Raw genomic sequence first — 11,500 nt, forward strand, 5'->3', positions numbered from 1 at the left:
AATTCCGTGCCTCTCTCACGATTAGAAGACAGCATCCGCTACGTTGCGCTGGGGGATTCCCTCAGCGAAGGGGTAGGAGATGACGCACCCGAGCGCCCCAACGGGGTGCGCGGCTGGACAGACCGAGCGGCAGAGCAGTTCATGCTGGCTGATAAAAATGCCCTTTACGCTAACCTGGCTATTCGCGGACGCCTATTGACCCCCATTATTGAAGAGCAGGTGCCAGCTGCTCTTGAGCTGAAACCCAACCTGGTGAGCCTGGTAGGTGGGGGTAACGATGCTTTACGCCCGGGCTTTGATGTGGACGCCCTGATGGCGCGGTACGACGAAGGGTTTAAGGCTCTGCGAGACGAGGGTATCGAGGTTTTTACCCTGACGGGCTTTGACCCCGGCTCCAAGGGTTTCTTTAGCGGTAACCGTGCGCGTATCGCTCTTTTCAATGAGCTGTTGCGCGAAGTAGCTGATAACCGCGGCGTGACGGTAGTGGATTACTGGCGCGCGCATGAGTTGCTGGATTTTCGTTTTTGGGCACCAGATCGCCTGCATATGAACGCTGCGGGACATACCGTAGTTGCCGGTAAAGTCCTAGAAACGCTGAGCGCCGAGAACATCAATATGGGTAAGCCCGTGGTGCCGGAGACTATCCGTAAAACCCGCATCCAAGAAGCCCGCGATAATGCAAAATGGGCCCGGGAATTTGTGGTGCCCTGGATCGGCCGACGCTTGCGCGGCACCAGTTCGGGGGACTCTATCAGCCCCAAATATCCAGAGCTGACCCGCTTTGACGCACTGCCGGAGGCAGGTGCAGAGGAAGCTTAACCGCTTCTTAAAAGGATTAAAAGCCTTAAGCTGTTAACATCACAGTTGAGATTACAACCGTGTAATTTGCCCCTAGGCTCCAACGGGATGGGCGCAGGTGAGGGTGTGACTTTCCTTTAAAAACCGCGGATTAAAGCCGTTCTTGACTTGCGAAAAGTGGGATAGGCGGTAGAATTGACGGAAGGTTCATGCGCAGACCTGTGCCTGAAAATGTTAGCTTGCGAGATGCTCTTCGCTCCGAGTGAAGACGCTCTTCGCAAGCTTTTCCTTTGGCTCACAGGTTGCGTGGTATCCCGTAATTACCTAGAATTTAAGGCTGTTCGTAGTGGTGGCAACACCTCTCGTGCACCTAAGCTTCACCGTTTTTCCCGCGGCGGAGGCTCGGTTCGGTCTCTCACCCGAGCTTGAGTCTCAGACACTCTAGCCTTGGAGAATAACCCGGTGCTCTACCTATAGGTGACGGGACGCCCTTGCTGATCGCTGATTTTTCAGTGAACGCCAACTGCGTACCGTCATTTCGTCAACATTTGGAGGAGAAAACTATGGCAGCTGTCTGCCAGGTGACCGGAGCTGTTCCCGGCTTTGGACACAGCATCTCGCACTCGCATCGCCGCAACAAGCGTCGCTTCGACCCGAACGTGCAGAAGAAGAAGTACTTTGTACCTTCACTGCGCCGCAATGTAACCCTGAACGTCTCAGCTAAGGGCATCAAGGTTATTGATGCACGCGGTATCGACGCAGTAGTTGCTGACATTCTTGCACGCGGAGAGAAGATCTAATCATGGCATCAAAGGCTAAGGACGTCCGTCCTATCATCAAACTTAAGTCCACTGCGGGCACCGGCTTCACTTACGTAACCCGTAAGAACCGCCGTAACAACCCCGATCGTATGGTTCTCAAGAAGTACGATCCCGTTGTCCGCAAGCACGTTGACTTCCGAGAGGAGCGCTAAACATGGCGAAGAAATCCAAGATTGCTCGCAACGAACAGCGCAAGGTCATCGTTGCACGCTACGCTGAAAAGCGCCTAGAACTAAAGAAGACCCTGGTTGACGAAAACGCAACCGCTGAAGAGCGCGAAGCTGCACGTCTGGGTCTGCAGAAGCTTCCCCGCAACGCTTCACCCATTCGCGTTCGTAACCGCGACCAGATTGACGGCCGCCCCCGTGGCACCTTCCAGAAGTTCGGCATCTCACGTGTCCGCTTCCGCGAAATGGCACACCGTGGCGAGCTACCCGGTGTTACCAAGTCAAGCTGGTAATCTGTAGCTGATACGGTTAGCCTTGCTATTCAGGGCTAACCCTATAGGCCGCAAGAATTTTTGAAAGTCTCAGGAGGAGCATTTCATGGCTAAGAACCGTAGCGAACTCGTTGCAGAGGTTGCAGAAAAGGCTGGCACCAGCCAGGCAGCAGTGAACGGTGTGCTGGATGCACTGTTCCAGGTCTTTGAAGCATCTGTTGCACAGGGCGAGAAGATCACCATCCCTGGTTGGATGGCAATTGAGCGTACCGATCGTGCAGCTCGTACCGGCCGCAACCCGCAGACCGGCGAAACCATTCAGATTCCCGCAGGTCACGGCGTCAAGCTGACTGCAGGTTCGAAGCTGAAGGCAGCAGTCTCCAACAAGAAGTAAATTCTTGCCAAGACTTCTAAGGGAGTCACCCCTCAAGGGGTGGCTCCCTTTTTCTTTAATCGGACACTTACCGGCATATCCTTTGCCACCTGCCCTCAGGGCTCTTGAGGGATCTATGAGATAATGAAGCGGCTGGATCCAAATACTTAAGGAGGGCGTCGTGAGCAAAGCGCACCGGGTGCTTCGTGCCTGGGCCGTTGCCCTCATGGCTACCGTTCTTGGGGCGAGTAGCCACACCCTGGCTGGTGGCGAGTTGCCCCACCCCCTCATTTTTGGTCTTGCTACTTCACTGGCAGCCTGCCTCACCCTGCTAGCAACCGCATTCACCACCTCGCGAACGAGCCTGGCGGTCGGTGTGCTGACCGGGCAAGGTGTCCTGCACGCCCTATACACGCATGGCTCCACAGTGCAGATGAGCGGGGAAGGCCACCATGCCCACCAACTGACAGTGGTAGCCCACAGCCAACCCCACAGCTATGGCGCGGATATGTGGGTAGGCCACGCGCTTGCAGCACTGGCGACCTACATCGTGCTCGTCTACGGGGAGCAACTACTTGAAGCACTAGCTGCCCTAGCCCATGCCAGCATCAGGGGGCTAACTCCGGTGCGAGAGACCGGCGTCATTGTGACTCGGGTCAAAGCTCCGGCTCATTTCTTTGCTGTTAGGTCTCACCGTCTTTCCTTCCTGTTAGAAAGCAGAGTCACGCGAGGCCCACCAGCCCACCTTGCTTCGTAAATGACCAGAACTTACTAGCAAGGACTCTCCTATGGCAGACGCCAAAAAAAATACTTTCTCAGCCCACGCTCGAGCAGCTACAGCCACCGGCTTGCTGGCACTCAGCCTGGGTTTTACCCCTGCCTACGCCCACGATGAGCTGGTGAGCACTAATCCCGCCGCAGATACCACCCTGGAACAAGCACCCAGCGAGCTGGAGCTGACCTATAGCGGTGACATCATGGACGTCGCCGGTGCCAATCAGGTTCGCGTGACCAACGCTGCCGGTGAGACGGTGACCGAGGGTGAACCAGAGGTTGACGGCACAGTCGTGACCCAAGATTTAGCGACGCAAGAAACAGATGACACCTACACGGTCACCTGGCGTGTGGTTTCTTCAGACGGGCACCCCATTCAAGGAACCTTCACCTACACCGTAGGGGCCGGGGCGGCTCAGAGCACTGAGTCAGTAGCTTCGGAAGAGACAGAGGCGCAGCAACCACAGTCCGCTGGACCGCTCACCGCCGCCAGTCAGGGTATGTCCACTGGCGCCAAAGTGGCACTCTTTCTGGCCGCTGCTGCGGCGATGATGGGTGCTGCCTTCGTTATTCTGGCCAAAACAAAGAAGCGCAAGTAGCCCTTCCATTACCGGCTCTACACCACAGGCTGGAGCTTAGCTCGTCTACCTGCGGGCATCGTATCAAACATTAGGGGCTTGACAAGAACGAACGGTGGATTCCTCACCACTGAAGCTGAGGATATCCGCGAAACCATCTGCTCTGGGCTAGCGAAGAGTCGCTATCTGCCCCCAAAAATTAGAAAGAAAAACCATGTTCTCTCACAAAATGACTCGTATCTCGGCCCTTTCTGCTGTTGCGCTTCTAGCGCTGGCAGGGTGCGGCTCATCAACCGACAGCGCATCGAACCAGCCCAGCAGTAGCGAAGCATCCACCTCAGCTGCGGCTGAAACATCTGCTCTAACCGTTGAGGGTGCCTGGATCAAGGCAGCGACCGGCAACATGACCGGTGCCTTCGCCACGCTTACCAACACTGGGGATGAGCCCATCACCGTCGAAGGTGCCAGCAGCGACGCAGCCGGCATGGTGCAGCTACACACCACCGAGATCGACCCCAATACCGGGACTAGCACCATGAAAGAAGTCAAGGAAGGCTTCACCATTGAACCGGGGGCGAGCTTTGAACTGGCACCGGGAGGTAACCACATCATGCTCATGCAGATGAAGTGTTCACTGGTTGCAGGTACCTCCAGCGTCATTACGCTCGACACCTCAGTTGGTGCCGTTGAATTTGATGCTGAAGTGCGTGATTTCAGCGGTGCGAAAGAGGAATACGCACCGGGTGAAGCTAGCGCACCGGCCCATGAAACCATGTCTGAAGACCAATCGATGCACGGGGAAAGTGACCACTCTGCCCCCGAAGCAGAACAGGGTGATGAATCTGCTGAAGCCGTCCTGCCTCAGTGCGCTTAGATCAGCGCATCTGAATTCACCCACACAGCGTTGAGGTAGCACCCGCCCCGCAGCTGAACACCAGTTGCGGGGCACCCACCCGCTACCCATACAGACAACAGGAGACGTAGGCTAACGTCGGGAGGAGAAAGAGAACCATGACCGGTTCATTTGATGAAGACTATGAGAATGCAACCGCCGATGTCGAGCAGGTACCAGCCCGGCCGGCGTCCAGCCGTCGAACTTTCGTAGCTGGAGCGCTAGGAGCCGGCGCGGGAGTTGCCGCAACCCTAGGGACCCAATATGCTGCCGGTGCCTCGGAACGAAATAGCCCAACTCCCGCCGCCCCACCGTTGCAAGAGGCCCGAGTACCCTTCTACGGTCAGAGGCAGGCTGGCGTTGACACACCAGCCCCCTCCTACGCGCTTTTTATTGCCCTTGACCTCAACAGTGGGACGGACGCCGGTGGCGTGCAGCGTTTGCTGCGTGTGCTCACTAGCGACGCCGCATCCCTCACCCAGGGCACCGCACCTGTGGTAGACCAGGAACCTGAGCTAGCTACCGTACCTGCTCACCTCACCGTCACCTTCGGATTTGGCGAACGCATCTTCGATATCGTAAACCCCGCAAAGAAGCCCGCTTGGCTCCAACCACTGACCGCCTTTGAGAAGATCGATCAGCTTCAAGATCAGTGGAACGATGGGGACTTACTGCTGCAACTCTGTAGCTCCGACCGTTTTACGCTGGCTCATGCCCAAAGAATGCTGCTGAAAACCGCGCGGTCAATGAGCCGGGTGCGCTGGGTACAAGAAGGCTTCCGCCGCGCTTATGGCAGCGAGCCTAACGGGCAGACGATGCGCAACCTCTTTGGCCAGGTGGATGGCACGATCAACCCCTCAACCCTGGACGACAGCATGGATCGCTTTGTCTGGGGTAACCACGAAGAGCTGGAGCCCTGGGAGCCTGGGGGAACTTCCTTGGTCATCCGCCGCATCCACATGAACCTCGATACCTGGGACCAATCAGACCGACCAGCTCGTGAGGACGCGGTGGGGCGCAACCTCACCAATGGAGCACCGCTCACAGGCACTCAGGAGCATGACCCCGCCGATCTTTCAGCAACCAATGAGCTGGGCTTCACCGTCATCGCTCCCTACGCCCACATTCGCCGCGCTAGCGCTCAGAGCCGAGTGGAACGCATCCTCCGCAGGGGGTACAACTACGACCTGCCGGTGCAGAACGCCTCGGGGTTCTCTGAACACTTTGAAACCGATGGGGGAGTGAGCAACTCGGGTCTCATCTTTTGCTCCTACCAGGCAGACCCTTTGCTTCAGTTTCTCCCCATTCAAGAACGTCTGGCTGAGCTCGATATGCTCAATACTTGGACGGTCCCTATCGGCTCCGCGGTTTTTGCTCTTCCGGCAGGTTGCGAGCAGGGCGGCTTCATCGGCGAGAACCTCTTTACCTAAACTTTTACCAACCAATCACGGTTCACAACACCACGCAGGAATAATATGGCACAGCAAACAAGGGCGCAGAAAACAGCCCCGAACCCCCATCTCAACGGGCTAGGCACCCACTGGATTTGGGTCTTTCCCGCAGCTGCCTTTCTGAGCTTGCTAGCGAGTCTTACCCTCAGCGGTAGTGCAGCAGCTACAGACCTAGCGGACGCCGGCCCGCTCGTTCGGTGGGGTCTGCCGATTGCTGAGATGGTGCACAATTTCGCTATGGTTACCGCCATGGGCGCCCTGCTCTTTGCCATTGCGATCGTCCCCCGCTTCCTTGACTCAGCCCGGGGCAAGAGCCGTGTGAACATGGCGCATGCAACCGACAAGAGCCAGCGTCTGAAAAACCTCACCCGCACAGAACACCCCGCCTTTATCGCTGTGATGAACCTGGCGGCAGCCGCATCAGCTACTTGGACCATCGCCGCAATTGCCGTGCTAATCTTCAGCTACGCCGACATATCGGGCCGAGCTATAGAGGCCAGCTCCTCCTACACCACGGAGCTCATCAGCTACATCACCACCATCTCGGCCGGCCAGCAGGAAGCCGCCACCATCATCGTGGCGGCCCTGGTCTCAACTCTCGTTTTTGCGGTGCGATCGCTCACCGGTCTCTTGGTAACTTTGGGTATCTCTTTCATTGGTATCATCAACATGGCTTTGGGCGGGCACTCATCGGGCGGTAACGACCATATGGGGGCGGTCAACTCCTTGGGCTTGCATCTGCTCGGTGTGGTGCTCTGGACCGGCGGGCTGATTGCCCTTGTTTTTATTTCACGCACTATTTCAGGTAAGGACGCCGGCAGCGGCACCCTGCCCGAAATCGCGCGAGGGGAACACACGGCGACCAAGCGCAGGGTTCCTCTGGCGGTGAGTGTATTGCGTCGTTATTCCACCCTGGCGCTAGGTGGCTTCATCCTGGTCACGCTCTCTGGCATCATTAATGCCCTGGTGCGCATGAACACCCTCGCTGAGCTTTTTACTACCGTCTACGGTGCCCTAGTGCTGGCTAAAATTATCCTGACCTTACTCCTGGGAGCCCTCGGCGCCACCCACCGCCTACGCCTCATACCCATGATGCAGTCGGGGCAGATAGGTGCAGCTAAGGGCCTGTGGTATGCCATTGCCTGTGAGCTGCTCCTGATGGGTGCCACCAGCGGTCTTGCGGTGACGCTTTCCCGCACAGCCCCACCTGCACCAGAAACTCTTGACGCCGGCGCTGAACCGGTACGTATCATTACTTGGTATGACATGCCGCCCGAACCTGGCGTAGCCGAGTGGTTCACCCAGTGGCGTTTTGACTGGTTCTGGGTCGCTTTCATCGCTTTCGTTGGGTTTACCTACCTCTGGGCCTTTATCAAGGTAAAACGATCCGGTGGTAGCTGGTCTACCTTCCGCCTGCTGTCCTGGTACTTCGGTCTGTTGGTGCTGCTCTACATCACCAGCGGCGCCCTCACCGTCTACGCCCGCGTCATGTTCTCGGCGCATATGGTGGAGCACATGCTTTTGACCATGGTCTGCCCCATCTTCTTGGTACTGGGCGCCCCTATCACCCTGATTCTGCGTGCTCTTGAGCCACGGCAGGACGGCACCCGCGGCCCCCGCGAGTGGATTCTTCGACTGGTACATTCGGGCTGGTCGAAGGTGATTACCCACCCCATCTTTGCAGCCGTAAACTTTGCCGGCTCCATCGTGGTGGTCTACTTTACCCCGCTCTTTGGCATCATGTTGCGCTACCACATTGGCCATGAGTTCATGCTGATTCATTTCTTGGTCACCGGCTACATCTTCAGCCTGGTGCTCATCGGTATCGACCCCATCCCGCATCGCCCTGCCTACCCCATGCGCCTGATGATGCTCATCGCCACGCTCGGCTACCACGCCTTCGTTGGTATTGCGATTATGCAGATGGACGCCCTGCTGCAGGCGTCCTGGTTCGGTAATGTGGGCCGCCCCTACGGACTCTCAGCTATTGAAGACCAGAAGCTAGGTGGTGCCCTGATGTGGGGTATCGGTGAAATCCCCACCATGGTGATTGCTGTGGCGGTTGCGGTGCAGTGGTCTATGCAGGACAAGAAACTGCAGAAGCGGGTAGATCGTCAGGCTGACCGGGACGGAGATGCTGAGCTACATGCCTACAACGACATGTTTGCTGAGCTTGCTGAACGAGATCATAAAGCTGGCCGCTAACGGGCTGAGGTGCGGCCCTGCACCTTGGGTAAGTCGTCTTGGCTGAACTGATCTCATCCTAACTGTTACGTTTCTATGACGCACAGTTGAGGTTTGTGAACCGAAAGGCGCCAAAAATTGCAACAAATGACCGGGCGGCGGAGGCTTGTTAGGCTAAGAAGAAAAGTACACCCGCGTGCCACCGGTGCGCCCACGAAAGGTAAAAATCATGGCAGATCATTCAGCCGCACGCCAGACCAAAGTGCGCGCGTCCGAACTGGTGGGCAGGGGCTGGCTGAACACCGGAGGTAAAGAGCTATCGCTGGAGTCCCTGCGCGGAAAAATTGTCATCCTGGATTTCTGGACCTTCTGCTGCATGAACTGCCTGCACGTGCTCGATGAGCTGCGGCCGCTGGAAGAAGAGTTTGAAGATGTTCTGGTGACCGTGGGGGTTCACTCACCGAAGTTTGAACACGAAGCTGACCCAGTCGCCCTTGAAGCTGCTGTGGACCGCTACGACATCACCCACCCGGTGCTCGATGACCCCAACCTCGAGACCTGGAACGCCTACACCGCCCGCGCCTGGCCCACTCTGGTCGTCCTTGACCCAGAGGGCTACATTGTTGCCCACCTCTCCGGTGAAGGCCACGTGCAGGGGCTGACCTCACTGGTTCGTGAACTGGTAGAGGAGCACGAGGCTAAAGGCACTTTGCACCGCGGGGACGGCCCCTACGTGCCCCGCCCCAAACCTCAAGGTACTTTCGCTTTCCCTGGCAAGGCGCTGGAACTACCCACTGACTTTGCCAATGGCAGGACCACTTACCTGGTGACGGATACCGCCCGCCACCGACTGGTGCAGGTAGAAGCCGACTTTGAGACTGTCCTAGCGACCTTTGGTGGCCCTGAAAAGGGCTACCTTGATGGCTCTGCTGAGCAGGCCCGCTTCAACGAGCCCCAGGGCATTGCTCTGGTGCCCACAGATCTACGCGAGACGCTGGGGGCCGATGTTCTCGTCGCTGACTCCGTCAACCACCGTCTGCGCGGGCTGAACCTGAGCACCGCCCAGGTCACCACTCTGGCAGGTAGCGGGGTGCAGCGCCTGATTGACGGTGATACCGCCCGCACCGACCCCAACCACATTGAACCCGGTGCTGATCCACTCACCGTGGCCCTCTCGTCCCCCTGGGACCTGGTCTACTCCCGCGAGGCAGCCGCCTTTATGGTTGCTATGGCAGGCACCCATCAAATCTTTAGCTTTGACCCGGTGACCGGGCAGCTGGCTGTTTTCGCCGGTACCGGTGCTGAGGGCCTGAAAGACGGCGCGGTGGCAGACTCCTGGTTCGCTCAGTCCTCCGGGCTCACCGAAGCAAAGGACGGTTCCATCTGGGTCGCCGACTCAGAGACCAGCGCCCTGCGCCGCATCGTCTTTGATACTGAGGAAGCCCGTGTAGAAACCGCCGTTGGCATCGGCCTTTTTGACTTCGGCTTTGTGGACGGTAACCGCCAAGAAGCCCGTCTGCAACACTGCCTGGGGCTAACTGAACTGCCTGATGGTTCTATTGCTATTGCCGATACCTACAATGGTGCTATCCGCCGTTTCGACCCTGCCACCGGGGCACTGGGCACCCTTGCGCGTGGACTGGCCGAACCCAGTGATGTGCTGGTTGAAACGACAGAGGACGGGGGTGCCCGCCTGATTGTGGTTGAAGCCAATGCCCACCAACTGGTGCGCGTCTCCATTCCCGATGCCATGCAGCATGTGAACGAGGGCGCTAGCCAGGTCACACGAAAGGCCACCGAACTAGCCGGCGGCGCTCTGACCTTTACCGCCCGCTTTGCGGCCCCCAAGGGGCAGAAACTGGACACCCGCTGGGGCGACCCAACCCAGCTGAAAATCTCATCCACCCCTGAGAACTTCATCCTCTCGGGCGCCGGAACCGCCCAGGGGCTCACCCGCCAGCTGGAACTCAACCCAGAAATCACCAGCGCGGTACTCCACATTACTGCTCGCGCTGCTGCCTGTGACGGTGAACCCGGCGGGGAAATCCCCGACCACGCGGCCTGCCACCTCTACCAGCAGGACTGGGGGCTGCCCGTTGTCATCACTGAAAGCGGGGAACAGGAGCTAGTGCTTGACCTGCGCGGGGTGAACTAGGTCGCTGGGGTAAAGGTCACCGTCTCATCGGCGGTGGCCAGTGACCCTGCTACCTCAAAAATTACCTCTTGGTTGACCTGCTTTTTCTTGCCGGTATAGAGGTCAAGGGCAGTGAAAGAAATTTCTGCCTTGCCCTGGCTTTCGCTCAGCGACCATGCACCGTTGGCTAGATTAATCTCAGGATCGGGGTACTCAGTGATCAGCCAGGTCAAATCCCCGGCAACGCGACCGTTGAAGGCATATTCAAACGGGCAGCCGGTGGGGTAGAGCGAATTCTGGGCTGCGCACGTATCAAGGTAGGTCTTCACCTGCTGGCGCACCGAAGCCACAGCGGTAGGGGAGGGCTCCAAATCCAAGGTGAGGACGGGGGTCTCGCCGGGTGCTGTGATGAGAGTGCTATCTGATACCGAGGAATACAGAGCAGACTCATAGGTCACCTGATAGACCCCTGGAAAGGTCACTGCAAAGTCCTGCGAACCACCCTTAACCGCCACCTTCTGGCCGTTGAGCGTGGCAGCTGACAGTGCTTTAGCGTCCACATGGACTGTGGGGAGTGTGCCCTGATCAATAGCCCACTGGTCAAAAACACCCCAGTGAGAACCTACCTTATGCAAGTTGAACTCGCTGCTGTGCTGCTGATTATTCACCTGATAAGAGACCGTAACCGTGGCCCTCTCACCACCATCTCTAACGACCGTATCGGTGGTCTGCAGCTGGTGAACTCCCTCCAGTGAGGCACGTAAAGCATCACCGTCTAGCATCGAGGCATCACCCTCGGGCACCTGCGCCCCCAAGATACCCAGCGCCCTAGAGCCATCGCCCTCACGCACCGCAGCAAAATAGGCGCGCACCTGGCCCTCGGGGCCATAAACTAGCCTATTAATAAGAGCTAGGGACGCTAAGGCAATAATGACAGCGGTGAGCACACCTGCCAGCCACATAGCCAGAACTCGGTCAACAGTAGAAGTAAAACGCACCCCTTAAATGTAGCTCACCCGCTATTGCGACCTCCACGCCATGACGAGCCGCTAAAGT

The 11,500-nt window shown here is 57.7% G+C and carries 12 protein-coding genes; 11 read left to right on the top strand and 1 reads right to left on the bottom strand.

The genetic code is table 11. The annotated features are described in order from the left end of the window. Positions 1 to 6: 6 nt before the first annotated feature. The 11 genes from M3668_RS09270 to M3668_RS09320 all read left to right on the top strand — a co-directional run bounded on the left by M3668_RS09270 (position 7) and on the right by M3668_RS09320 (position 10,465). Positions 7 to 819 (top strand): SGNH/GDSL hydrolase family protein, encoded by an 813-nt coding sequence (locus M3668_RS09270; protein WP_251380572.1) that lies wholly within the window; start codon positions 7 to 9, stop codon positions 817 to 819. Between the two features lie 542 nt (positions 820 to 1,361). Then, the gene (rpmB, locus tag M3668_RS09275) at positions 1,362 to 1,598 is read left to right on the top strand and encodes a 50S ribosomal protein L28 (RefSeq protein ID WP_237204168.1); all 237 of its coding nucleotides are present in this window, start codon (positions 1,362 to 1,364) and stop codon (positions 1,596 to 1,598) included. A 2-nt stretch (positions 1,599 to 1,600) separates the two neighbouring features. Next, positions 1,601 to 1,771, top strand: coding sequence for a 50S ribosomal protein L33 (gene rpmG, locus M3668_RS09280; RefSeq protein ID WP_185173514.1), 171 nt, complete (start codon positions 1,601 to 1,603; stop codon positions 1,769 to 1,771). 2 nt (positions 1,772 to 1,773) lie between these two features. Then, positions 1,774 to 2,079 (top strand): 30S ribosomal protein S14, encoded by a 306-nt coding sequence (gene rpsN, locus M3668_RS09285; RefSeq protein WP_237204183.1) that lies wholly within the window; start codon positions 1,774 to 1,776, stop codon positions 2,077 to 2,079. Positions 2,080 to 2,164: 85 nt separating this feature from the next. Beyond that, positions 2,165 to 2,452 (top strand): HU family DNA-binding protein, encoded by a 288-nt coding sequence (locus tag M3668_RS09290; RefSeq protein ID WP_237204185.1) that lies wholly within the window; start codon positions 2,165 to 2,167, stop codon positions 2,450 to 2,452. 160 nt (positions 2,453 to 2,612) lie between these two features. Then, complete coding sequence (locus M3668_RS09295) at positions 2,613 to 3,188, top strand: hypothetical protein (RefSeq protein ID WP_251380573.1); 576 nt, start codon at positions 2,613 to 2,615, stop codon at positions 3,186 to 3,188. Between the two features lie 31 nt (positions 3,189 to 3,219). Beyond that, entirely contained in the window at positions 3,220 to 3,804 is a 585-nt protein-coding gene (locus tag M3668_RS09300; RefSeq protein ID WP_251380574.1) for a copper resistance CopC family protein, read from the top strand. A gap of 193 nt (positions 3,805 to 3,997) precedes the next feature. After that, complete coding sequence (locus M3668_RS09305) at positions 3,998 to 4,657, top strand: copper chaperone PCu(A)C (protein WP_251380575.1); 660 nt, start codon at positions 3,998 to 4,000, stop codon at positions 4,655 to 4,657. A 137-nt stretch (positions 4,658 to 4,794) separates the two neighbouring features. Beyond that, positions 4,795 to 6,105, top strand: coding sequence for a Dyp-type peroxidase (locus M3668_RS09310; protein WP_251380576.1), 1,311 nt, complete (start codon positions 4,795 to 4,797; stop codon positions 6,103 to 6,105). 45 nt (positions 6,106 to 6,150) lie between these two features. Further along, on the top strand, positions 6,151 to 8,331 hold the full coding sequence (locus M3668_RS09315; protein ID WP_251380577.1) for a bifunctional copper resistance protein CopD/cytochrome c oxidase assembly protein: 2,181 nt from the start codon (positions 6,151 to 6,153) through the stop codon (positions 8,329 to 8,331). Between the two features lie 208 nt (positions 8,332 to 8,539). Beyond that, positions 8,540 to 10,465 carry an NHL domain-containing thioredoxin family protein gene (locus M3668_RS09320; RefSeq protein ID WP_251380578.1) on the top strand — a complete coding sequence of 642 codons (1,926 nt, stop codon included), beginning with the start codon at positions 8,540 to 8,542 and terminating at the stop codon, positions 10,463 to 10,465. Here M3668_RS09320 and M3668_RS09325 read toward each other — a convergent pair. Continuing rightward, a complete protein-coding gene (locus M3668_RS09325) occupies positions 10,462 to 11,442 on the bottom strand; it encodes a hypothetical protein (RefSeq protein ID WP_251380579.1) in 981 nt (326 codons plus the stop codon). The genes M3668_RS09320 and M3668_RS09325 overlap by 4 nt on opposite strands. Positions 11,443 to 11,500: the final 58 nt, after the last annotated feature.

It is taken from the genome of Rothia sp. P100 (assembly GCF_023712425.1).
Taxonomy (GTDB): domain Bacteria; phylum Actinomycetota; class Actinomycetes; order Actinomycetales; family Micrococcaceae; genus Rothia; species Rothia endophytica.